Source organism: Nonomuraea sp. NPDC002799, assembly GCF_053592075.1.
In genome coordinates this window covers 114346-137796 of the sequence record NZ_JBSFVA010000029.1, presented here as the reverse complement: position 1 = coordinate 137796, position 23451 = coordinate 114346, and the positions used below count along the sequence as shown (strand labels likewise).

21 protein-coding genes are annotated in these 23451 nt (G+C 69.0%); 9 read left to right on the top strand and 12 right to left on the bottom strand.

Annotated features, from left to right (window positions below; all coding sequences use genetic code 11):
• The coding region (locus ACWD0F_RS38135; protein ID WP_449885135.1) for a nitrate- and nitrite sensing domain-containing protein at nt 1-1217 on the bottom strand (1217 nt) is incomplete at its 3' end.
• A gap of 645 nt (nt 1218-1862) precedes the next feature.
• On the opposite strand from ACWD0F_RS38135, the gene ACWD0F_RS38130 reads away from it, so the two are divergent.
• From ACWD0F_RS38130 to ACWD0F_RS38110, 5 genes are all read left to right on the top strand, one after another.
• Nucleotides 1863-2861: an ABC transporter substrate-binding protein gene (locus tag ACWD0F_RS38130; RefSeq protein ID WP_449885133.1), complete on the top strand. Its 999-nt coding sequence runs from the start codon at nt 1863-1865 to the stop codon at nt 2859-2861.
• Nucleotides 2858-3682, top strand: a complete 825-nt coding sequence (locus tag ACWD0F_RS38125) for an ABC transporter permease (protein ID WP_449885130.1) — start codon at nt 2858-2860, stop codon at nt 3680-3682. The genes ACWD0F_RS38130 and ACWD0F_RS38125 overlap by 4 nt, the downstream gene beginning before the upstream one ends.
• Nucleotides 3679-4539, top strand: coding sequence for an ABC transporter permease (locus ACWD0F_RS38120; protein WP_449885128.1), 861 nt, complete (start codon nt 3679-3681; stop codon nt 4537-4539). The genes ACWD0F_RS38125 and ACWD0F_RS38120 overlap by 4 nt, the downstream gene beginning before the upstream one ends.
• 18 nt (nt 4540-4557) lie before the next feature.
• Entirely contained in the window at nt 4558-5805 is a 1248-nt protein-coding gene (locus ACWD0F_RS38115; RefSeq protein WP_449885144.1) for a flavin-dependent oxidoreductase, read from the top strand.
• A 141-nt stretch (nt 5806-5946) separates the two neighbouring features.
• Nucleotides 5947-6717 (top strand): ABC transporter ATP-binding protein, encoded by a 771-nt coding sequence (locus ACWD0F_RS38110; RefSeq protein WP_449885125.1) that lies wholly within the window; start codon nt 5947-5949, stop codon nt 6715-6717.
• Between the two features lie 78 nt (nt 6718-6795).
• Here ACWD0F_RS38110 and ACWD0F_RS38105 read toward each other — a convergent pair whose 3' ends face one another.
• Nucleotides 6796-8238 (bottom strand): glycoside hydrolase family 6 protein, encoded by a 1443-nt coding sequence (locus tag ACWD0F_RS38105; protein ID WP_449885122.1) that lies wholly within the window; start codon nt 8236-8238, stop codon nt 6796-6798.
• 120 nt (nt 8239-8358) lie between these two features.
• Between ACWD0F_RS38105 and ACWD0F_RS38100 the strand changes: the two genes are divergently transcribed.
• A complete protein-coding gene (locus tag ACWD0F_RS38100; protein ID WP_449885119.1) occupies nt 8359-8823 on the top strand; it encodes a MarR family winged helix-turn-helix transcriptional regulator in 465 nt (154 codons plus the stop codon).
• 182 nt (nt 8824-9005) lie between these two features.
• Here ACWD0F_RS38100 and ACWD0F_RS38095 read toward each other — a convergent pair whose 3' ends face one another.
• The 6 genes from ACWD0F_RS38095 to ACWD0F_RS38070 all read right to left on the bottom strand — a co-directional run bounded on the left by ACWD0F_RS38095 (nt 9006) and on the right by ACWD0F_RS38070 (nt 16635).
• Nucleotides 9006-9584, bottom strand: coding sequence for a GTP-binding protein (locus ACWD0F_RS38095; protein ID WP_449885117.1), 579 nt, complete (start codon nt 9582-9584; stop codon nt 9006-9008).
• Nucleotides 9565-9969, bottom strand: coding sequence for a DUF742 domain-containing protein (locus ACWD0F_RS38090; protein WP_241564763.1), 405 nt, complete (start codon nt 9967-9969; stop codon nt 9565-9567). Before ACWD0F_RS38090 ends, ACWD0F_RS38095 begins: the two co-directional genes overlap by 20 nt.
• A gap of 20 nt (nt 9970-9989) precedes the next feature.
• Nucleotides 9990-10412 (bottom strand): roadblock/LC7 domain-containing protein, encoded by a 423-nt coding sequence (locus ACWD0F_RS38085; protein WP_425570490.1) that lies wholly within the window; start codon nt 10410-10412, stop codon nt 9990-9992.
• A complete protein-coding gene (locus ACWD0F_RS38080; protein ID WP_449885112.1) occupies nt 10409-13684 on the bottom strand; it encodes a nitrate- and nitrite sensing domain-containing protein in 3276 nt (1091 codons plus the stop codon). The genes ACWD0F_RS38085 and ACWD0F_RS38080 overlap by 4 nt, the downstream gene beginning before the upstream one ends.
• Nucleotides 13685-13936: 252 nt before the next feature.
• Nucleotides 13937-15334 (bottom strand): aminobutyraldehyde dehydrogenase, encoded by a 1398-nt coding sequence (locus tag ACWD0F_RS38075; protein WP_449885110.1) that lies wholly within the window; start codon nt 15332-15334, stop codon nt 13937-13939.
• A 29-nt stretch (nt 15335-15363) separates the two neighbouring features.
• Entirely contained in the window at nt 15364-16635 is a 1272-nt protein-coding gene (locus tag ACWD0F_RS38070; protein WP_449885108.1) for a glycosyltransferase, read from the bottom strand.
• 125 nt (nt 16636-16760) lie between these two features.
• On the opposite strand from ACWD0F_RS38070, the gene ACWD0F_RS38065 reads away from it, so the two are divergent.
• Nucleotides 16761-17366, top strand: coding sequence for a TetR/AcrR family transcriptional regulator (locus tag ACWD0F_RS38065; protein WP_449885105.1), 606 nt, complete (start codon nt 16761-16763; stop codon nt 17364-17366).
• Here ACWD0F_RS38065 and ACWD0F_RS38060 read toward each other — a convergent pair.
• From ACWD0F_RS38060 to ACWD0F_RS38045, 4 genes are read right to left on the bottom strand one after another with little or no spacing between them, the layout of a single operon-like run.
• Nucleotides 17360-18409, bottom strand: coding sequence for an ABC transporter ATP-binding protein (locus ACWD0F_RS38060; protein WP_449885102.1), 1050 nt, complete (start codon nt 18407-18409; stop codon nt 17360-17362). The genes ACWD0F_RS38065 and ACWD0F_RS38060 overlap by 7 nt on opposite strands.
• Entirely contained in the window at nt 18396-19175 is a 780-nt protein-coding gene (locus ACWD0F_RS38055; RefSeq protein ID WP_449885099.1) for an ABC transporter permease, read from the bottom strand. The genes ACWD0F_RS38060 and ACWD0F_RS38055 overlap by 14 nt, the downstream gene beginning before the upstream one ends.
• A complete protein-coding gene (locus ACWD0F_RS38050) occupies nt 19168-20034 on the bottom strand; it encodes an ABC transporter permease (RefSeq protein WP_449885096.1) in 867 nt (288 codons plus the stop codon). Before ACWD0F_RS38050 ends, ACWD0F_RS38055 begins: the two co-directional genes overlap by 8 nt.
• A gap of 11 nt (nt 20035-20045) precedes the next feature.
• Nucleotides 20046-21167, bottom strand: coding sequence for a polyamine ABC transporter substrate-binding protein (locus ACWD0F_RS38045; protein WP_449885093.1), 1122 nt, complete (start codon nt 21165-21167; stop codon nt 20046-20048).
• A gap of 176 nt (nt 21168-21343) precedes the next feature.
• On the opposite strand from ACWD0F_RS38045, the gene ACWD0F_RS38040 reads away from it, so the two are divergent.
• Together ACWD0F_RS38040 and ACWD0F_RS38035 are read left to right on the top strand one after the other, a co-directional pair.
• Nucleotides 21344-22441, top strand: a complete 1098-nt coding sequence (locus ACWD0F_RS38040; RefSeq protein WP_449885091.1) for a hypothetical protein — start codon at nt 21344-21346, stop codon at nt 22439-22441.
• The gene (locus ACWD0F_RS38035) at nt 22438-23397 is read left to right on the top strand and encodes an SIS domain-containing protein (RefSeq protein ID WP_449885088.1); all 960 of its coding nucleotides are present in this window, start codon (nt 22438-22440) and stop codon (nt 23395-23397) included. Before ACWD0F_RS38040 ends, ACWD0F_RS38035 begins: the two co-directional genes overlap by 4 nt.
• Nucleotides 23398-23451: the final 54 nt, after the last annotated feature.

The window sequence follows — 23451 nt, the reverse complement described above, 5'->3', positions numbered from 1 at the left end:
TTCACGAACATCGCGTTCACGTTGCTCCGCAACCGCGACTCCTCACCCGCCAGCCGCACCGCCTCACGGTGCACCTCGTCGAAGGCCCGCGCGACCTCGCCGATCTCGTCGTGCGTGTCCACGCCGATCGGGATCACGGGGCCGACCGAGCCGTCGCCGCTCTCGCGCAACTGCTGGACGGTCTCGGGCAGGCGGTGCCCGGCGATGTCGAGTGCCTCGTGGCGCAGCTTGCGCAGCGGCCTGATGAGCGAGCGGGCGATGAGCGAGATGATCGCGAGCACCACGATCAGCAGCAGCAGGATGAGGCCGCCGGAGATCAGCGCCGAGCGGTTGGCGCCCTCCTCCAGCGCGCGGGCGCGCAGGATGACGGAGGAGGCCAGGTCCTTCTCCACGCTCCGCAGTGCGTCGATCTTGCCGGTGCTGACGTCGAACCACGTGGCCACGTCCCGGTCGGGCCGCACGCCGATGCTCAGCTCCTTGCCCTCCGACGACTGGGCCATGGCCCGCAACCGGAACAGGTCGGTCTGGTCGACGTCCCGGCCCACGACCGTGTTGCGGTAGAGCTCAAGCTGATCGAGGTTGGCCAGCGTGGCGAAGAGCGTCTCCTCGCTCTCCTCGCGCGACTTGGCGTCGGTGAGCGAGTCGAACTCGCCGCTGTCGAAGCCCTTCTTGTCCAGCGCGCTGGCCAGGATGCCGCGCTGCTTGGAGGCCTGCTCCTTGGCCCTGGCGATGGCGGCCATCGAGCTGGCGCTGTGGGAGACCTCGTCGTCGACGGCGACCTGGCCGACCTGGTCGTGGAACTGCAGGAGGGTCGCGATGATCTGCGAGTACTTCTGGATCATCGGCAGCGGCTGGATCTTGCCGTTGACGGCGGTGTCGCGCAGCGTCGGGATCTCCTCCAGCCGGCGCAACACCGGCCGGATGGCCTCGGCATGGGTGTCCGCGAGCCCCTGAGCCCGCTGCTTGGCCTCCTCGATGAGCGCGTTCACACCGCTGTAGGTCGTGCGGAGCTGGGCCTCGCGGTTCTCCGGCCGGCCCTGGGCGATGTAGAGGGCGGTTTCGTCGCGTTCGAAGGACAGCTCGTGCGTGACGGCCCCGAGCTGCTCGCTGAGCTCGGCGACCTCTCGGAGAGTCTGGTAGGTGCTGGCGTCACTGAGCGAGGTGATCACATTCAGTCCGCCCAGGCCCACGGCCACGGCCGTGGGTACGACGATCAACGCGACAAGACGCGATCGCACGTGCCAGTTGCCCAGCCCGAACCTTCGTGAAGGAGGGTTGGACAGCCGTCGCCTCTCATGCCCGTGCGGCTCGCGGTCAGCGGAAGCTTCAGCGCTCTGCGTTCTCACTTGCCTTCGCAACCTCTCGCCCTGAGGGAAATTCTCGGTGACCATGCAGGTAAATGCACGTGGGGGCAAATATGTACGTCGAGATATGCGCTATTTGAGCACACGGGTTGGCAAGGGCCAACCACTATTAGTGCTCCATTGGGGCGTTTATCCCGAAGTGTCCAGAAAATACGACAGAATCGGTGTAGACCCGCCCCTATCTGCTGAAACAGGCAATGAGAGATCGCCCCACAAGCCACTTCCTGACCCGTGGAAAGCGCCGAACGGGCAGCCCCATCAGCATCCGAAACCTCGCATGTCACCTCCTTCCCCAAACCGGACAAACGTCGAGGATTTTCCGCACGTCAATTTTTACGATAGAGCCGGAAACGGGCATTGCAACTACAACTGTTACGTTCGCGATAATGTCCGCCAATTAGGTGCTACCGTCGATCCCTGTTGTGCGTCAGGCACACAGCCCCCGGGAGCAGAAGCCACCCGGTTCCCCCCTGGCTCCATCTGAAGGGAGTCCCTGACATGAGGCTTGGCCGTTCCGCCAGGGCCGCCATCATCGGGTTCGCTTTGACACTCGGCGCCGCAGCGTGCAGCACGGGCGGGGCAACGACCGCCAGCGCGCCGCCGTCCGCCTCCGCAGGCGGACTGGAGAAGATCAAGATCAAGGTGGCCACGCTGCCGGCCATCGACAGTGCCGCCCTGTACGTAGCCATCGACCAGAAGCTCTTCGAGGCCGAAGGCCTGGAGGTCACCCCGCAGGTGGTCCAGGCAGCGCCCGAAGCCATCCCCATGCTGCTCAAGGGCGAGATCGACGCCATGTTCGGCAACTACGTGTCGATGTTCGCCGCCCACGACAAGGGCGCGCTGAAACTGCGGATTTTGGCCGAAGGCTCCCGCGCCGCCCCCGACTCGCTCAGCATCATGGCGCTGCCCGCATCGCCCATCAAGACGCCCAAGGACCTCGAAGGCAAGACGATCAACGTCAACGTCCTGCACAACTTCCAGGAACTGGCACTCACCCAGGTGCTCAAGGCCAACAACGTGGACCCCGGGACGATCAAATACGTCCAGGTGACCTTCCAGAACATCATGCCGTCGTGGAAGGGCGGCCAGATCGACGCCGCGTACCTGGGCGAGCCCCTGGTCACGGCGGCGACGTCCTCGATGGGCGCGCGCAAGATCCTCGACCCGGCCTCGGGCCCCGCGGCCGAGTTCCCGATCTCCGGCTACGTCAGCACCCAGGACTTCTACGACAAGAACCCGAAGGTCTCGGCGGCGTTCCAGCGTGCCATCCACAACGCGGCCAAGCTGATGGAGAACAACCGTGAGGCGGTGGCCAAGGTGCTGCCCAACTTCACCCAGATCGACGCGGCCACCGCGGCCACCGTCACGTTCCCGTACTTCTCCAGCAACGACAATCCGGTCCGCCTCCAGCGGGTGGCCGACTGGATGCTGGAGGCCAAGTGGCTCACCAAGGCGATCGACGTCAAGACGCTGATGTCGCCGACCACCTCCGGGTGAGCACTCGCACACTGTCCCGTCCCCGCCCGGCGTCCACGGCCACGCGCTGGTCGCGCTGGTCGCGCCGGGCGGCCGGGGCATTCGCCTTCGCCGCGCTGATCGAGCTGCTCAGCCGGACGGGTCTGGCCGACCCCGAGTTCCTGCCGCCCGCCACCGAGATCGCCGGGCGGGCGGCGGTCCTGGTTTCCGATCCCGCCTTCCGCGCGCACGCCCTGACGAGCCTGCTCGCCTGGGCGATCGGGCTCGGCGTCGCGGCGGTCGTCGCGGTGCCGCTCGGCCTGCTGCTCGGCAGTGTGCCGATCATCGACGCCGCCACCCGCTCGGTCGTGGAGTTCCTGCGGCCGATCCCGTCGGTGGCGCTGATCCCGCTGGTCGCCCTGCTGATCGGCACGGGCCTGCAGCTCCGCGTCACGCTGGTGGTCTACGCCGCGCTGTGGCCGATCCTCTACAACACGATGTACGGCCTGCGCGGCGTCGACCCGCTGGCCAAGGAGTCGCTCAGGGCGTACGGCTTCGGGCCGCTCGCGGTGCTGCTGCGGGTCTCGCTGCCGTCCTCGGCGCCCTTCATCGCCACCGGGCTCCGGCTGGCCGCCGGGGTGGCCCTCATCCTGACCGTCAGCACCGAGGTGGTCGCCGGGCGGGGCGAGGGCATCGGGGTGTTCATCTTCTTCGCCGGTCTCGCCGTGCCCGCGCGGATGACCGACATCCTGGCCGGAGTGCTCTGGGTCGGGCTGTTCGGCGTGGTGGTGAACGCGCTGCTGGTCGCGATCGAGCGGCGGGCGTTCGGCTGGCACCACGCGCGGTTGGGAGGCGGCGGATGAAGGCCACGGCCGAGACCGTGCGGCAGGCGGGCGCCGTGCGGGTGGCGGGGACCGCCCGGCGCAGGGGTGTGCGGACGGCCGCGTTCCGGTGGCTGGTGCTCATCGTGCTCGTCCTCGCCTGGGAGGCGGGCACGAGGGCGGCCGGCAACGTGTTCTTCCCCGCGCCCAGCCTGATCGTGACCCGGATGCACACGATGTGGTTCTCCGGGCCGCCCGGCACGCTGTTCCTGACGGACGCCGCCATCGGCGACCTCCTGCCGAGCCTGGGCCGGATGGCCGCCGGGTTCGCGGGCGGCGCGCTGGCCGGCGTCGTGCTCGGGCTGGCGCTGGGGCTTTCCGTGCGGGCCTACGACTATCTCGACGGCGTGCTGCAGTTCCTGCGGGCGATCCCGCCGCCCGCGCTGGTGACCGTGTTCCTGGTGTTGTTCGGGTTCGGGCTGCGGATGCAGCTCGCGTTCATCATGTTCAGCGTCGTGTGGCCGGTGTTGCTCAACACCGCCGACGGCGCCCGCTCGGTGGAGCCGCTGCACCTGCAGACCTGCCGGGTGTTCCGGTTGTCCCGGGCCGAACGGCTCCTGCTGGTGATCCTGCCGTCGGCGCTGCCGAAGATGTTCGCCGGGTTACGGCTCGCCCTGTCACTGTCACTGATCGTCATGGTCTTCTCCGAGTTGCTGCCCGGCACCACCAACGGCATCGGCTTCCAGCTCACCGCCGCGTACTCGATGTTCGACCTGCCCGCCATGTGGGCCGGGATCGTGCTGCTCGGCGTGCTCGGCTACCTGCTCAACGAGCTCTTCCTGATCGCCGAACGGCGGGTGCTCGCCTGGCACCACGCCGCCCAGCACGCGGTTGGCTAGAGTCGCGCTGTGCGGACGATGATCGTGGGTGGCGGCATCGGCGGGCTCACCACCGCGTTGAGCCTGGCGGCCGCGGGGCTGGACTGCGTGGTCGTCGAGGCCACGAGCGCGCTGCGGCCGCTCGGCGTGGGGATCAACCTGCAGCCGCACGCCGTACGCGAGCTGACGGAGCTCGGGCTGGGCGCGGAGCTCGCGGCGATGGGCGTGGAGACGAGCTTCATGACCTTCGCCGACCGTCACGGCAACGTCATCCTGGCCTTACCCCGCGGGCGGTCGGCCGGCTACCGGTGGCCGCAGTACAGCGTCCACCGGGGCGAGCTGCAGATGATGTTGCTCGCGGCCGTCGAGGAGCGGGTGGGCCCGGTGCGCACGGGCACCCGGTTCGAGGGCTTCGAGCAGGACGGCGACGGGGTGCTGGTCACGCTGCGGCGCGGCGGGCAGGTGTGGCGGGAGCGGGTGGACGTGCTGGTCGGCGCCGACGGCGTGCAGTCGGCGGTGCGCGCCAGGCTGCATCCGTCCGGTGATCCGCTGTTGTGGGCGGGGATCAGGATGTGGCGCGGTGTGGCGGAGGCCGACCGCGTCCTGGACGGCGCGACGGTGCTGGTCGGGGGCTCGAACTTGGCCGGAAAGTTCGTGACTTATCACATTTCGGCAGGCAATCCTCGGCTGGTGAACTGGGTGGCCGAGGTGAAGGTGGCCGAGCCGGGAGCGGTAACGGACGCGGATTGGTCCCGCGAGGGCCTTTTGCCTGATGTGCTGACGCATTTCGCTGACTGGACGTACGCGCTCGCGGACATACCGTCTCTGCTCGCCACCACGAAGCGCATCCTCGAATATCCGATGGTCGACCGCGACCCGCTGCCTTATTGGGGCGAGGGCCGGGTGACCCTGCTGGGCGACGCGGCCCATCCGATGTATCCCATCGGCTCGAACGGCGGGTCGCAGGCCGTCCTCGACGCCCGGGTGCTGGCCAGATGCCTGGCGGCGTACGACGATCCGGACGGGGCGCTGAAGGCGTACGAGGCGGAGCGGCGGCCGCCCACGTCGGCGCTGGCGCTGTCCCACCGGGCGCTGCCGATCGAGGAGACGATCAAGCTGGTCACCGAGCGGGCGCCGGGCGGGTTCGCCGACGTCGCGCAGGTGCTGACGGCGGCGGAGCTGGCCGCCATGGCGGACGCGCAGCGCCGCATCTCGGACGCCGACGTGCGGGCTTTGAACGAGCGGGAGTCGTGGAGCGTCAGAATTCCGCACTCTTCCGGCCCATGACATCGGCGGATGCGTGCGAGTAGGATTCCGCCCTGAATAGGTTTACCTGACTGACATGTCCAGCATTTCCCGCTCCGATAGAGTGGTTTTACGGCCCGGACATAGTCGCCGTGCTCCCGCGGTCTCGCCCCTAGGAATTCCATGCTCGAGATAGACAGCCTCTCCCACGTTTACGGTGGCGGGAGTCCTAACGCGCACCACGCCATCGAAGGGCTCAACCTGAGCGTCGCCGAGGGCGAGCTGCTGTGCATCGTCGGGCCGTCGGGCTGCGGAAAGTCGACCCTGCTGCGTTCGATCGCGGGCCTGATCACGCCGACCGGCGGCCAGGTCAGGGTCGAGGGCCAGCTCGTGCGCCAGACGCCGGACAACCTCGCCGTCGTCTTCCAGGACTACAGCCGCTCCTTGTTCCCGTGGATGTCGGTGGCCGACAACGTCGCGCTGCCGCTGCGCCGCCGCAACATGGACAAGCGCCAGCGCCGCGAGGCCGCCGCCGAGGCTCTGGAGTCGGTGGGGCTGGAGGGCGCGGGCCGCAAATACCCGTTCCAGCTCTCGGGCGGCATGCAGCAGCGGGTCGCCATCGCGCGGGCGCTGGCCTACCGGCCGACGCTGATGCTGATGGACGAGCCGTTCGGCTCGGTGGACGCGCAGACCAGGGAGGACCTGGAGGACCTCGTCCTCAAGGTGCGCGGGCACCACCAGATGACGATCGTGCTCATCACGCACGACATCGACGAGAGCGTTTACGTGGGCGACCGGGTCGTGGTGCTGTCCAAGGCGCCGGCGCACGTGGTGGGCGACCTGAAGGTGGACCTGCCCGGGCCGCGCGACCAGATCACCACGCGTGAGCACCCCGACTTCGTGCACCTGCGCGCCGAGGTGGGCCGTCTCGTGCGCGGCCACGCCACCGTCTGACCCAGTGGTTCCAGCGAGGCCGCGGCCCGGTGACACGCGTCGAGTCGCGGTCGCCGGGCCGGGCGGTCCTCGTGCGGGTCAGGACGTGCCGTTGATCAGGGCCTCGGCCAGGTAGGGGCTGAACGTCCCGGCCGGGGTCTGCGGCGGCGCGATGCCGCACTGGCCGTCGGAGTCACCCGGCACCTTGACCCAGAGCAGGTATTCGGCGCCGCTCGTCTGCCGCGTCGGCGCGACGCCCAGCTTCCTGTTCGGCGGGTTGCACCAGTTGTCCTGCGGCGTGGCGTCCGTGTACGGGCCGTTGCCGTTCCGGCTGGTGTCGATCACGTACTTCTTGGCGCCCACCGTCGCGGTCAGGTAGCCGTTGACCTCGTCCGCGTAGGTCGTGCTGACGCCGGTGGTGAGGTAGTTGGAAACGTTCACGGAGAAGCCCCGGGTGTGGGCGATGCCCGACTTGACCAGGATGGGCGCCAGGTCAGGGGGCTGGATCCAGGTGGCGTTGCCCGCGTCGAGGTAGACCCAGGCGTTCGGGGCCTGGGCGCGCAGCACCTGGGTGGCGTCCAGCAGGATCGCGTACTGGTCGTCGGGGTTCTTGCCCTGCGCGCGCAGGCACTCGGCGGCGGGGACCGCGTCGGGCTCCAGCACCACGAGGGCGTGCCTGGTGCCGATCGCCTGCGCGAACGCGGTGATCCACGCGTGATAGCCCGCCGCGTCACCCGCGCCGCCGCCCGACTGACCCGCGCACGCGTCCCGGTTGGGGATGTTGTACGCCACCAGCATCGGCAGCCGGTCCTGGGCCTGCGCCGCGCCGACGTAGGTGTCCACGGCCAGCGTGAGGTCGCCGAACCAGCCGCCGAACCATTCGAAGATCGGCTTGCTCGCGATGTGCGCGTTGATGGCGTCCGCCGTCGTGCCGGGGTTGGCGGTGGCCCACTTGGCGGGGTTGGACAGGCTGGAGACGTACAGGGCGGTCGGCCGGGTGGTCTGCGTCTCCAGCAGCGACACGTTGTCGAAGCGGACCACCGGGGCGCCGCCGGACCCGCCGAGCTGGAAGGTCACCTCGGCGGCCGTGCTGGTGGCCGCGGCGGCCACGAACGGGATGCTGTAGCGCTTGCTCGCCGTGGTCAGCTGGACGCCGGTGGCCAGCGACTGGTTGGAGCTGGGCGTGGCGACGTACTGGACGGTGGCGCGGGCCTGGAAGGCGGTGGTGGCGTAGGCGTCGAAGGAGAGCGTGTAGCTCTTGCCCGGGTTCAGGGCGGCGGTGGTGGGGGCGGCCACCATGGCGTCCCACGGGTTGGCGACGACACTCGTCACGTTCACCCGCATGCGGCCGGATTCGGCCGCGACCGTCGTCTGGCCGATCGCGGTCCACGGGGTGGTGGAGCCGGTGAAGGCGCCGTTCGCGATGAGCTGGGTCGCGGCTGAGGCGGCCTGCGGAAGGACGGTGGCGGTGACGGTCAGGAAGGCGGCGGTGACGGTCAGGATGGCGGCTGACGCCGCGGTCGTGCCTGCGCGGAATCGCACGTGATCACCTTTCGGCGGGTATCGCCGCTGATCATTACTGACTCGTCCTGACAAGGTCAAGAGGTCCCGTGAGCGATATGATCATTTCCGCGGAAGTACTTCAAAGTTCTAAGGATGAGATTGTCGAAGCAATCTCGGATCGGCGCCATCGCCCGAGCCGTACAGGATCTGCAGGACGCGACGGACGTCGTCGAGGAGCTCGCCGCCCGCCGTCTGGGCATCAACCGCACGGATCTGCGCAGCCTCGGCCGGTTGAGCGTGCGCGGACCGCTCACGGCGAGCGAGCTGGCCGAGGCGGCCGGGCTGACCGGCGGCGCGATGACCACCGTCATCGACCGGCTGGAACGCTCCGGGCTGGCCCAGCGGGAGCGCGATCCGGCGGATCGGCGGCGGGTGCTCGTGCGGCCGACCGAGCACGCGCAGCGGCTCGGCGCGGAGATCTGGGGGCCCGTCATGGCCGACGCCCAGGCGGAGCTGGGCCGGCTCAGCGTCGCCGAGCTGGAGGTGATCGAGCGCTTCCTGGAGCTGGCGCTGCGGAACCAGCAGCGGCACATGGACCGCCTGCGGGCGGATCCGCGACCGTGAGCGACCGCGAAAGACGGCCATGAGAGACGACCGCCCAGCGCGACAGTGAGGCGCGACCGTGAGGCGTGATCGCGAAGCGCGACCGTGAGGCGTGACCGCGAAGCGTGACCGTGAGGCGTGACCGCGAAGCGTGACCGCGAGACGCCGCCGGGCCGGGTGCTCCCGGCGGCATCTGGGCGCCCTTATACGGGCGTGTGCATCTGGCGGGTCAGGGCGTGCTCCACCAAGGTGATCAGAGTCCCCTTGACGGAGTCGCGCTGCCGCGCGTCCAGCCGCACGATCGGGGTGTGGCCGCCGATCGACAGAGCCTCGCGGAGTTCGTCCTCCGCGTGCGCGAACTGGCCGTCCCAGCCGTTGATGCCGACCACGAACGGCAGCTTGGCCTCTTCGAAGTAGTCGATGGCCGGGAAGCTGTCCGCCAGGCGGCGGGTGTCCACGAGCACGACCGCCCCGATGGCACCTTTGACCAGGTCGTCCCACATGAACCAGAACCGGTGTTGTCCGGGCGTGCCGAACAGGTACAGGATCAGTTCACGGTCGAGCGAAACCCGGCCGAAGTCCATGGCGACCGTCGTGGTCGTCTTGTTCGGCGTGAGGGAGACGTCGTCGACGTGCGCCGAGGCGTCCGTCATGACGGCTTCTGTGGTGAGCGGCAGGATCTCCGACACCGCACCCACGAACGTCGTCTTACCCACGCCGAAGCCCCCAGCCACGACGATCTTCGTCGAGGTTAGGCCGGGGCTAGAGCCTGCGAAGTCCACTGAGCACCCTTTCGAGCAAGTTGAGGTCCGGCTTTCCCGCGTCCAGCGCAGGCTGGTGCACGCGGATCAGGCCCTCCGACGCCATGTCGGCGATCAGCACCCGGACCACACCAAGCGGCTGGCGTAACAGGGCGGAGATCTCGGCAACCGACCTGACATTCCGGGTCAGTTGAATGATCGCCTGATACTCCGGACTCAGTAGGGAAATGTCTTGATATTCCGACGTCACGGAGGACACCAATGCCTCCATGGCGAACTTCATCCGCGGCGCGGTGCGCCCCCCGGTCACGGCATAGGGCCGTACCAGGGAACTCGGCTTCTGCGGACGGGGAGCCGCCGGATGCGGCGGAGTGCTATCACCAGCCCAACCCTGACCTGTCACCATGATCTCCTGTCACCGCCCGGCTAGCGGGGACGGGTCGCTTGCAGCTCTGCGCGTACGGCCGGAGTGAGCACCTGTCCTGCCCGCTCGACCAGCAGGGTCATCTGGTAGGCCACCAGGCCCATGTCACAGTCGGGCGCGGCCAGGACCGCCAAACAGGAACCGTCACTGATGGACATGATCATCAGTAGTCCGCGTTGCATCTCGATGACGGTCTGGCTGACCATACCGCCTTCGAAGACCCGCGCGGCGCCTTGAGTCAAGCTGATCACACCTGAGGCCACCGCCGCGAGCTGATCGGCCCGATCCTTGGGGAAACCCTCGGAGAAGGCCAGCGGCAGACCGTCAGACGACACCACGACCGTGTGAGCGACACCTGGCACGTTGTTCACGAAGTCAGTGATCAACCAGCTTATGCCACGCGCGCCCTGGCTCATTTCTCTCATTTGTCCTCCTCATTCTCGTCTCCCCGGGTGAACGCTCGCCCTTGCCGGACACCCTGCTGGAAGCTGGAGAGCCGGCTGCGCAGCCGCTCGGGTGAGATCTGCGGCGCCGGTGACTGTGCCTGGGGCTCGGCGAGGCTGGCCGTACCTGGGACCAGGTTGGCCTTGGGAACGCGGCGGGGCAGCCCCGAAGGCGTCGTGCCGCCCTGGGCGGGCTGCGCGGCGGCCTGCGCGGCCTGGAAACCGGAGTCGGCGGGCGAGGACCAGGTGGCCCCGGCGCCCGACTGGCCCGGCGTGCGCCGCGGCAGCGGGGACGCGCCCGGCGCCGGACCGGCCGCGGGCTGCGCCCGAGGCGCCGCCGGTGGCGGTGGTGGCATGTCCGCGGGAATGGCCGGGTGGATGGCGGTGATCTCCGGCTCGGGCTCGGCGTACGGCCTGAACTGCTCGGGCTCGGGCTCGGGTCGCCGGAACCAGTCGGAGCCCACCGACGAGAAGATCGGCAGGAACTCCTCGCTCTGCTCCTCCATGGAGGAGCCGCGCACCACGGGCAGCGGCCCGGTCATGTCCTGCGAGGAGTAGTCGCCCGGCCCGAACCGGCTGTAGTCGGTCGGCCCGCTCTGCTGGAAGGGGTCGGCCGGCTTGGGCTCCTCCTCGAACGGCGACTGGTAACCGTCGCCGAACTGCGGCTGCGACCGCTCCTCCGCGTCGAACAGCGACCTGCGCGGCCCCTGATCGGAGAACGACGACCAGCGCGAGTCCTCCGCGGACTTCTGCTGCGGCGGCGGCTCGGTCGCGAACGACGGCCAGCGCGCCTCGCCACCCTCGGGCAGCGGCGGCGGCTGCTCCGCGAAGGAGGGCCACTGGTTCTCCGCGAACGGCTTGGCGGCCGGCGGCTCCTCCGTGAAGGACGGCCACCGCTGCTCGCCGAAGGACTGCTGGGCAGCCGGCGGCTCGCCGGCGAACGACGGCCAGCGCGGCTCGTCCTGCGCGCCCTGCGGCTGTTCGGCGAAGGGCGAAGGAGCGGCGGGCGCGGACGATTCGCCGAAGCCCCCCGTCTGCTCGCCGTAGCCACCCGGCCGCTCGCCGTAGCCACCCGGCCGCTCGCCGTAGGACCCCGTCTGATCGGCGTAACCGGGCTGGTCGGTGAAGCCCTGCTGCTGCTCGCCGTAGCCGGACGCGGCGGGCTGTTCGCCGAACGACGGCCAGTTGCCGGTTCCCGGCGCGGGCAGCGAGCCCGGCCACTGGGTGTCCAGCACCTGGTTGGGGCCGTCCTGGGACGGTCCGGATGAGTAGGACCCGGAACCGTTCTGCGACGACTGGTTGAACGTGCTCGGATCGTACGTGGTGAACGCCTCGTACTGGCCGCCCTGCTGCGGCAGCCCCTGCCCGTTGCTGATGAGCATGTCGGGCATCAGCACCAGCGCGCTCAGCCCGCCGGTCTCCCGCACGCTGAGCTGCACCCGGATGCCGTGCCGCAGCGCCAGGCGGCCAACCACGAACAGGCCCATGCGGCGCGAGACCGCGACGTCCACGACCGGCGGGTTGGCCAGGCGCCAGTTCGCCTCCGCCAGCTCCTCCTGGCTCATCCCGATGCCCAGGTCGTTGATCGACACCAGCACGCCGCCCTCGACGACCGTGGCGGTGACGTGGACCTTGCTCTCGCGCGGCGAGAACGAGATGGCGTTCTCGATCAGCTCGGCGAGCAGGTGGACGGCGTCGGTGACGGCCGGGCCGACGATCAGCGTGCCGGACGAGACCTGGATCTGGACCCGCTCGTACCCTTCGACCTCGGACAGCGAGGCGCGGGCGATGTCGACCAGCGGCACCGGGTCGCTCCACTTGCGCGCGGCCTCCTGGCCGGCGAGGACCAGCAGGTTCTCACTGTTGCGGCGCATGCGGGTGGCGAGGTGGTCGAGCCGGAACAGGTTCGCGAGCCGCTGCTCGTCCTCCTCGCCCTGCTCCAGACCCTCGATGAGCTGGAGTTGCCGCTCGACCAGCGTCTGGCTGCGGCGGGAGAGGTTGACGAACATCGAGTTGACGTTCGCCCGCAGCTTGGCCTCGTCGCCGGCCAGCCGGATCGCCTCGCGGTGGACCTCGTCGAACGCTCGCGCCACTTCACCGATCTCGTCGCGGGTGTTGACGCCGACCGACGGGACTTCGGGGATGTTGGCGCCTTCGCCGGACTCGCGCAGCACGCGGACGGTCTCGGGCAGCCGGGTGGTCGCGACCTGAAGGGCCTCGGCCCGCAGCCGGCGCAGCGGGCGGACCAGCGAGCCGGCCACGCGGGTGGTGATGATCAGGACGAGGAGCAGCAGCACGAGGATCATCGCGCCGGAGACGATGGCGCTGCGCTGCTCGGTGTCGCTCAGGTCGCGGGTGGTGCCCACGATCTTGGCGGCCAGCTTCTCCTCGACCTTGCGCATGGTGTTGACGGTCGAGGTGGTGCTGTCGAACCAGAGGTTGACGTCGCTGCGGCGGGAGGCGACTTCGAGGTCTTTGAGCTGGTTGTACTGGCGGGCCTGGGCGAGCGCGCGCTGGCGCATGGCGTCGGCGCGGTCGACCTCCGCTCCCTTGACGCTCTGCTGGTAGGACTTCAGGTCGGCGGGCGCGGCCTCCTGCTCGAAGGCGGCCAGCTCGGCCTGCTGTTTGTTCCAGGAACCCAGGAAGTCTGACTGGTCGTCCTTGTCCAGCTTCTTCGACACCAGCGACACGATGAGGATGATCTGCTGGCGCGAGACCTCCTCCTTCATGCGCTGGAGCGAGCCGAGCGCGGCCACGTCGCCCTGGAGGTTGTCGTTGTCGACGCCGTCGCCCAGGTCGGCCTCGATGGTCGAGAAGACGCCGATCATCGTGCTGTACGTGCTGATGGCGGCGCGCGGCGGCACGTTGGAGACCATGGACTCGCGCAGGCTGCTGAGACCGTCGAGCCAGCGGCGCATGTTGTCGACGCCCTCGCGGACGCGGGCCGAGTGCGTGGCGTCGATCGCCGCGGCGGCGCTCACCACCTGCTTCTTGGCATTGTCGGTCGCCTGCCGCTGCGTCTTGAGCTGGACGAAGCGGCCGCCTCTGCGGCGGTCGGCGACGTACCACGCGGTGAGCGTGCGTTCCTTGCCGAGCTCGTGGTTGAGCGCTCCGATGCGGTCCACCAACTCGGCGATCTGGGTGAGCCGGCGGTAGTCCGCGCTGGTGCCGATGGCGTTGGCCAACTGCACACCGGCGAGCAGCACACCCACGACCGTGGGGATGAGGATCAGCGCGACCAGCCTGGAGCGCACACGCCAGTTCCCCAGCCGGAATCGTCCGCCTGTGTACTCCCCTGACCTCGTGTGCCTGGGGTCTTTCGTCCTCACTAGCTCTCGCAACCTCTCGCCGGTACGTGCTCGAAAGAAATCAGACACGCGTGTGGCGCATGGGATTCTGTCCGGCTGGGTAATTGGAACACAACCCGTACCAGATCGGCCAACCGAACATATCCCATCACACCATCCCAAAGAGGGACTTTGGGGTGTATTTCGCCGTACACGTTGTCAGGCGGGCCGGAATGAATCCCGCTCCGCCGGCGCCGCGTGCTTCACCATGAGGTGCCGCGTCACCGAATACTCCTGCACCGCCTCCTGGCTCATGTCCTTGCCGAAACCGCTGCCCTTGACGCCGCCGTGCGGTGCCTCGCTGGCGATGGGCAGGTGGTCGTTGACCCAGGTCACGCCCACGTCGAGCCGGTGCGAAACACGCATGGCCCTGGAGACGTCGCGCGACCACACCGAGGAGGCCAGGCCGTACCTGGTGTCGTTGGCCAGGCGGACCGCCTCGTCCTCGCCGTCGAACGGCAACACGACGAGCACGGGGCCGAAGAGCTCGCCCTGGACGATTTCGCTGTCCTGCGTGACCTCGCTCACCAGTGTGGGCGGGTAGAAGAAGCCGGGCCCGTCGATCGGGGCGCCGCCGTGCAGCACGCGCCCGCCGGCCCGGGAGACGAACCCGTGCACCCGGTCCCGGTGGGCCGCCGAGATCAGCGGGCCGATGTCCGTGGCCGGATCCCAGGGGTCGCCGGGGGTGATTTCGGCAAGAGTTGCCCGAATCGCCTCCAGCGCGTCACCGTACTTCTCCCGGGCGACATAGACGCGGGTGGCGGCCGTGCAGTCCTGGCCGGTGTTGTACGTCGCCCCCATGGCCACGCCCCTGGCCATCTCCGCCAGGTCGGCGTCCTCGAAGACCAGGGCGGGCGCCTTGCCGCCGAGCTCCAGGTGCACCCGCTTGAGCGTGGCGGCGGCGCCGGTCATCACGGCCCGGCCGGTCTCGGTGGAGCCCGTGACGCTGACCATGTCCACGCCCGGATCGGTGACCAGCGCCTGGCCGGCCTCGGCGCCGCCGGTGATGGTCTGGACCAGCCCGTCCGGCGCGCCGGCCTTGGCGAACAACTCGGCCAGCCGCAGCGTCGTGCGCGGGGTCTGCGGCGCCGGCTTGATCACCACGGCGTTGCCCGCGGCCACGGCCGGGCCGACCTTCCAGACGGCCATGACGAACGGGAAGTTCCACGGCGCGATCGACCCCACCACCCCGACGGGGCGGCGCAGCATGACCGAGGTGTAGCCGGGGCTGAACACCCCGGCGCCCGAACCGTCGAGCGAGCGCGCGGCGCCGGCGAAGAAGCGCAGGTTGTCCACGGCGAACGGCAGCTCGCCGTCCCTGAACACCGACGCCGGCTTGCCCGTCTCCTCCACTTCGAGCCTGGTCAGCTCCTCGGCGTCGGCCTCCACGAGGTCGGCCAGCCGGAGCAGCAGGCGGGCCCGCTCGGCCGGCGTGGTCTGCGACCACTCCGCGAAGGCCGCGCGGGCCGTCTGGACGGCCGCGGCCACGCCCTCGACCGGCGTGTCCGGAATTTCGGCACACGGGAGGCCGGTGGCGGGGTTGATCAGTTCACGCATGGGAAGACTTCATCTCTCAGGGGGTTGTGCTACTGACCGAGCTGCTCGATCAGGTCGGCGGCCTTGCGCAGGCCGTCGCGACGCCGGATCTCCTCGCCCGCGGCGGCGAGTCTCGCACGCAGCTCGGTGTCGCCGAGCAGGCGCGTGACCGCTCCCGTGAGCTCCTCGTCCGTGAAGGTGTACGTCGAAAGCCTGACACCATAGCCGAGTTCGTCGACCCTCTGGGCGTTGTCGTACTGGTCCCAGAAGAGGGGCAGCAAGATCATCGGCTTGCCGAAGTGGAGCGCCTCGGTGGTCGTGTTGTTGCCGCCATGTGTGATGACCAAGTCACACAATGGAATGATCTTAGTCTGCGGAAGGAACTCCGCGCCCCACATGTTGTCCGGAAGTTTGATCTCTTCGTGCAGCGGGCCCTTGGAGACGATGTACTGGTGCGGCGTGCCGGCCAGCACGTCGATCACCCGCTGCATCAGCCCCACGTCGGACGAGCCGAGCGAGCCGAGCGAGAAGTAGACCAGCGAGCCCTCGTTGCGCTCGAAGGGCAGCACGAACTCCTCGTCGGTCTCGCGGACCGAGGAGTCGAGACGGTGCCACGACTCGCCCAGCGGGCGGGCGCCGGTGTAGTCGAGGACCTCGGGATAGACGTAGAGGTTCAGGTCGCCCTCGTGGATGAAGTCGAGGTCGGGCAGCGGCGCGGCGCCCTGCTCGGCGCACCACTCGTTGAAGACGCTCCACAACTCGCGGTGGGTGCGGTCGTACTCGGCGCGGAAGTCCTCCCACGCGGAGCGGTCGTCCGCGGGCAGGCCGGAGAAGACCGGCGCGATGCCGTCGCCGCGCACTTCGAGCGGGTTGCACGAGACGATCCTGACGAACTTCTGGCCCGCCGTGAGCAGCGCCGGGAACGTGATCACGTTGTCCTCGACGATCACGTCCGGCCTGACGCGCTCGATGATGGCCTTGAGCTGCGGCTCGCAGTACTTCACACCGTCGATCAGCTCGGCCCAGATGGGCTTGGTGACGGTGTCGAGCTGCTCCTGCGTGCTCTTGCGATATTCGGGCGCGGTCTCCCGGATGAAGTCCTTCCAGAACTGGCCGGGGTCCTGCTCCACGTCGCCCTCGGGCGGCGGGGCGAGGTCGACCAGGTCCTCCTCGAAGCCGAGCGCTTCGAGCTTGCCCTTCCACGACGCCTCCGCGGCGAAGACGACGCGGTGACCGCGGCGACGCAGAATGTCGCCGATGCCGATGCAGTTGTTGGTGGGACCGTAGGCGCTTTCCGGCATGAACAGGACGGTGAGAGACATCGAGACTCCGGGGGAACTCATCAATTTGAAGAGGAATTCAAAAACTGATCTAGCATGTCGGTCAAGTTACCGGCAATATGGGCACGGCTAACTGAACAGTAACCAAACGAGTGAAGGTGGTGGGGGTGGCTCAGCGTAAGAGCCGCAGTGACCGGCGTATCGACTTGATCGAGGCCGCGCGCAGGGCCATCATCCGTCATGGCATCGATGGTGTACAGCTCTCGCACGTCGCCGAGGAGGCCGGCCTGACCTCCGGCGCCGTGCTCTACCACTACCCCGACCTCAGCGAACTGCTGGTCGAGGCGCAGCACTCGGGCATGGAACGTTTCTACGAGCAGCGCATGCGGCAGCTCTCCCGGCTCACCGACCCCGTCGAGAAGCTGGTCGTCACGGTCCGGTCGGGGCTGCCGACCGGGTCGCTCGACCCCGACGTGCGCCTGCTCAACGAGCTGGGCGGGGCCGCGGGCCGCAACCGCGTCTACGGCGTGCTGCTCACCTCGCTCTACGACCGTCAGGTGTCGATGTACCAGGCGATCCTGGACACCGGCGCCGCGCTGGGAGTCTTCCGGCTGAGCGCCGACTCGCTGACCGTCGCGCGCAACCTGGTGGCGCTGGAGGACGCCTACGGCTACCGCATCACGGCCAGGCACCCGGTGATCGGCCCGGACGAGGCGGCCGAGCTGATCCTGTCCTACGCCCGCGCGGCCACGGGAAACGATCTGGCTCACTGACCGGCCGCCATGATGACCGCGTCGGGCGCGCTCCAGCGCACCTTGACCTTGGCGCCCGTCTCGACGCCGCTGGCGCCCTGGACGGCGACGAGCACCGGCTTGGGGCGCCCGGGGACGTCCACGGAGATGTGCGAGACCCCGCCGTAGAAACTGACGTCGACGACGCGGCCCGGCACTCCCCTGGCCGCGCTCTCGGCCACGAGCTCGACGCTCTCCGGGCGGACCGCGAGCAGCGCCTTGTCGCCGGCCGTCAGCTCCGTGAGCGGCGTGCCCGGCAACATGCCGAACTCGTCGCTCTTGAGGCCGTCGAGACCGCTGGCCGTGCCGGGGAAGAGGTTGTTGGCGCCGACGAAGTCGGCCACGAAGGGCGAGCCGGGCCGCTCGTAGAGCGCGACCGGCTCGTCCACCTGCTGGACGGAGCCGCTGTCGAAGACCGCGATGCGGTCGGCCAGCGACATCGCCTCCTCCTGGTCGTGGGTGACGACCACGAAGGTGATGCCGACCTCGTTCTGCAGCCGCTTGAGCTCAAGCTGCATGTCGGCGCGGACCTTCTTGTCCAGGGCCGACAGCGGCTCGTCGAGCAGCAACAACCGGGGCCGCTTGACGATGGAACGCGCCAGAGCCACCCGCTGCCGCTGCCCGCCGGACAACTGCGCGGGCTTGCGCCCGGCGTGCGCCGACAGGCCGACGGTCTCCAGCACCTCGCCCACCCGCTGCCTGACCTCCTGCCGGGGCAGGCGCTCCCGCTCCAGCCCGTAGGCCACGTTCTTGGCCACGGTCATGTGCGGGAACAGCGCGTACGACTGGAACATGAGGCTGATCGGCCGCCGGTTGGGCTGCTTGGCCAGCAGATCCTCCCCGTCCAGCGTGACCGTGCCCGCGTCGGGCCGCTCGAAGCCGGCGATGATGCGCAGCAGCGTGGTCTTGCCGCAACCGGAGGGCCCAAGCAGGGCGAAGAACTCACCCTGCCGGATCTCCAGCGAGACGTCGTCGAGCGCGGTGACGTTCCCGAACCGGCGGGAAACCCCGTCAACTCTCAGCACGTGATTCCCCGATCTTGGTCAGGCGCTGCCCGGCGATCACCGCCGTGAAGCTCACGAGGAGCAGGATCGCGGCCAGCGCGTTGATCTCCGGGGTCACCCCGAAACGGATCATTGAGTAGATGACGATCGGCAGCGTCTGCTCGGTGTTGCCGATCGTGAAGTAGGCGATCACGAACTCGTCCAGCGACAACGTGAACGCCAGCAGCGCGCCCGCGATGATGCCCGGCACGAGCTGCGGCAGCGTGATCTTCATGAACGTCACCACCGGCCCCGCCCCGAGGTCGCGCGAGGCCTCCTCCAGCGAGGTGTCGGCGCCGGCCAGCCGGGTGCGCACCACGGCGGTCACGAAGGCCATCGCGAACACGCCGTGCGCCAGCACCACGGAGTACAGGCCGAGGGTGAGCTGGATCATGCCGTAGAAGACCAGCATGCCGATGGCCAGCACCAGGTCCGGCAGCACGGCCGGCATCAGGGCGACGGCGTCGAGCGTCTTGGACTTGGTGTGCCTGGCCAGCCCCACCGCCAGCATGGTGCCGAGCACGGTGGCGATCACGGTCGAGCCCGTGGCCACGATCAGCGTGTTGACCAGGCCGTCCAGGACCTTCTCGTCCCCGGCCAGCTCGCCGTACCACTTGAGGCTGAAGCCCTCGTAGGTGTAGGCGGACTCGCCGGAGTTGAACGACATGACGACGAGCACGAGGATCGGCAGGTAGAGGAAGACATACGTGGCCCAGAACGGGACGTAGAGCAGCTTGGATCTACGCACGGCGCGCCACCCATGCCTGCGCGACCAGCAACACGATCAGCACCGCGATGAGCGCGAGCGCCAGCGTGGAGCCGAACGGCCAGTCGCGGGCCGACAGGAACTGGTTGCGGATCAGGTTGCCCACCATGATCGACTTACTGCCGCCGAGCATCTCGGGGATGACGAAGTTGCCGAAGCTCGGCACGAAGACGAACAGGCAGCCGGTCAGCACACCCGGCACCGTCAGCGGCAGCGTGACCTTGCGGAACGTGGTGAACCCCGAGGCCCCCAGGTTCGCCGAGGCCTCCCGGAGTTGCGGGTCGAGCTTCTCGATCGTGGCGTACAGCGGAAGCACCATCAGCGGCAGGTAGGAGTACAACAACCCCGTGACGATCGCGCCCTGGTTGTAGAGCAGCTCGAACGGCCCGAGCCCGAGCGCCTTCAGCCCGCTGTTGATCAGCCCGGGGCCGCTCAGCAACACGATCCAGGCGTAGACGCGGATGATGAAGTTGGTCCAGAACGGCAACACGATGGCGACCAGCGCCACCGTCTTCCACTTCCGGGGCAACTGCGCGATCAGGTAGGCGGTCGGATAGCCGACGAGCAGGGCGATCAGCGTCGTGAGCCCCGCGATCTTCAGCGAGGACCCGACCACGCTCAGGTAGAGCGGGTCGATGAGGCGCTCGAAGTTCTCGGCCGTGGCCTCGTAGACCACGCCGCCGAAGCGCCCGCGCTGGAAGACGCTGTAGCTCATCACCAGTGCCAGCGGCACCAGCAGCAGGACCACCAGGTACGTCAGACCGGGGGACAGGAAAACGAATGCGCCCAGCCGGCGCCCCCGCGAACGGGACACCGGCCGGGCCTCGACTTCTGACTTCACCGCAACGACGACTATCCGGCCTTGATGTCTTCCGACAGGCGCGTGTACTTCACCGACGCCTGGCCCAGGTCGACGAGGGACTCACCGTTGAGCAGCTCGGCCGGCGGGGTGCCGAGCAGCGAGCCCTTGGCGATCTTCACCTGGTCCATGGCGGCCTTGTTCGGCACCTTGTAGTTGATGTTCTCGGCGGCCCAGCTGTGGATCTCGGGGTCGAGGATGTAGTTGATCAGGGCGTGCGCGGCTTCCTTGTTCTTGGAGGACTTCATGATCACCATGGTGTCCACCCAGAGGTCGCTGCCCTCCTTCGGGATCGCGAAGCCGATGTTGCCCTTCGCGTCGGTGGTCGGGCACCAGCCGTCCCACGCCTCGGCCATGACGGTCTCGCCCGAGGCCAGCCGGTCGCCGAACGTGGTGTCGTCGAAGGTGAGCAGGTGAGGCTTGGCGGCCTGGAGCAGCGCCTTGGCCTTCGCGATCTCCTCGTCCTTGTCGGTGTTCACCGAGTAGCCGAGCGACTTGAGCGCGGGCAGGGCCAGCCAGCGCTCGGTGGTCATCATGGTGATCTTCTTGTCGGCCCACGCCGGCGGCTTGAGGAGATCGTTCCAACTCGTCGGAACGGCCTTCACCAGGTCCTTGCGATAGCAGATGCCGGTCGTGCCCCAGGTGTAGGGCACCGAGTACTTGTTGCCCTTGTCATAGGAGAGCTGGGTGGCCTCGGGATAGAGGTTGGCCAGGTTGGGGATCAACTCAGGGTGGATCGGCTCCAGCAGGCCCTGCGCGTTGAGCGCCTGGGCATACTGACCGGACACGAAGGCCACGTCGACGCCGCTGTCACCGGAGGCGGTGAGCTTGACCATCGCCATTTCGTTGGTGTCGTGCAAGGCGATCTTCATGTCCTTGACCTTGAGCTTCGCCTTGACCTTCTGCGGCAGCTCCTCGGGCGTGTAGCCCGGCCATACGGTGACCTGAAGGCTCTGCTGCGACAGGTCCGCGTTGGGCTTGAGCTGGTCCGCCGCCGCCACAGCCGTGCCATCTGAGCTTGTCGACGACTCACCACCACACGCCGCGACGGCAAGCGCGAGGCCGGCCACCGCCACGGCGGCCGGAAGACGACGGGTGAACCGGATACGGGACAAGGCCGACTACTCCTTCTGAAGTTTGACACGAAAAAGAGGTCGCGCGACCTTACCGGACACAGCCGACCAGACCAGGAGTGTTGCAGCAGAAATCAACATGAGCAAGACTTTTCCTCACATTGCTACCTGGAAGTTTGGTCCAACTGTTGAACTGGGATTCAATAAGTCGCCGCCTCATGTCTCTGGGTGAGAGGCCACTCACCGCACGAGATCGCGGGCTCACGGCCGCGCTGCTGACGGTGTTGGGAGACGAGGCGCCGCCGCCGTTCGCGGTCCGCCGCTTCCGTCAACTGCCCACCTTCTCGTACGACTCAGGAGATCTCCACACTGGGGCCCCAGCCGAACGGGATTTCGGCTCGCACGTGGACCAGACCAACTATTCGGTGGTCGTGGACGACCAGGTGGTCGTCAAGTGGCTGACCCCACCCGCGCCGATGCCCCATCCGGCCCCGGAGTTGCTCGCCCATCTCGTTGAGGCGGGCTTCAACGACACAGCCCCTCCTTACGCGGCTCTGACTCGCGCGGTCGACGGTGGCGAGGAGCTGCTCGCCCTGGTCACGGGGTATCTTCCGGAGGCCAGGGACGGATGGGAGTGGTGCGTGGACGAAGCCGCGGCCGGCACCACCGGCTTCGCCTCCGAGCTGGGCCGGCTGGCCGCCGACCTGCACCTCGCCCTGGCCAGCCTGCCCACCGGCGGCGAAGGGGGCGACCTGCCGGCGCGGGCGGCGCTGGCGCTGACCGAGGCGCTCGACGTGACGGACGGCGCGGACGGCTCGTGGCTGGCCGCGCGCGCCGGCGACCTGCGGCGCGAGCTGAGCCCCCTCGGCCGGCCTGTCACCAGCCCGCTGATCAGGATCCACGGTGACCTGCACGTGGGCCAGATCCTCAGGTGGCGGCGCGGCTACGCGGTGATCGACTTCGACGGCAACCCGACACTCAGCGGAGCCGCGCCGTGCCAGCCGGCGGCCAGAGACGTCGCCCAGCTCACCACCAGCCTGGAGCACGTGGCCCAGGTCGCGATCAAGCGCAGGGCCACCCCGCCCGGCCGGGCGGCGGCCTGGGCGGCCGAGGCCCGGGCCGCGATGCTGGCCGCCTACACCTCCCGCCTGGCGGCCGGGCACCGATCCGACCTGCTGGACGAGCGGCTGATCCGCCCGTTCGAGGTGGAGCAGGAGTGCCGCGAGCTGATTTACGCGGCCCGCCACCTGCCCCGCTGGCGCTACGCCCCCATGGGCGTCCTGCGCACCTGGTATCCCAAGGAGAAGAACGCGTGAATTCCGAGCTCTACCTGTCCGACCTGGAGGCCAAGCCGGCGGCCCTGACGAGCCTGGCCGGCCTGCTGGAGACGGGCGACCCGTTCGCCGGGCTGCCCCGGGACTTCCGGCGGGTGCTCTTCCTCGGGATGGGCAGCTCCCGCTACGCCGCCGGGGTCGCGGCCCTCCGGCTGCGCGCCGCGGGCGTGGACGCCTACGCAGACTACGCCTCCGCCGCCGCCACCTTCCCGGCGACGGCGGACACCCTGGTCATCCCGATCTCCGCCACCGGCGCCAGCAGGGAGACGCTCGACGCCACCGCCCGCTACGCGGACGGCCCCTCCTTCCTGGCCGCGCTCACCAACACCGAGGCGAGCCCTCTCGGGGAGGCGGCCGACCTGGTGATCCCCATGCACGCGGGCGAGGAGCGCGGCGGCGTCGCGTGCCGGACGTTCCAGCACACCCTGGCCCTCCTCCTGGCCCTCGAATCCCACGTCACCGGAGCGGGCCGCGACGTCCCGGCCCTGGTCAGGCGGGCAGCGGAGGCCACGGCCGACCTCCTGGACCGCAGGGACGAGTGGTTGCCGCGGGCCATGGAGCTGCTCGACGGCGAGCGCGGCGTCTACACCATCGCGCCCGCCGAGCGCCTGTCGTCGGCCGAGCAGTCGGCGCTGATGTTCAGGGAGGGCCCGCGCCGCCCGGCCGACGCCTGCGAGAGCGGCGACTGGTCGCACGTGGACGTCTACCTCACCAAGACCCTCGACTACCGCGCGCTGCTCTACCCGGGCTCGCGCTACGACGCCCAGGCCATGGACTGGGTACGTCAGCGACAGTCCATGGTGATCACGGTGGGCGCCGAGGTGAAGGACGCCACGGCCGCGATCCGCTACCGGCACGACGACGACCCGGACGTGGCGCTGCTCACCGAGACACTGGTGGCGGAGCTGGTGGCGGCCTCCTGGTGGTCGGCCCAGTAGATCGGCCCAGTAGATCGGCCCAGTGAGCCGGCCCGGCAGGCGTGTTCGGGGAGA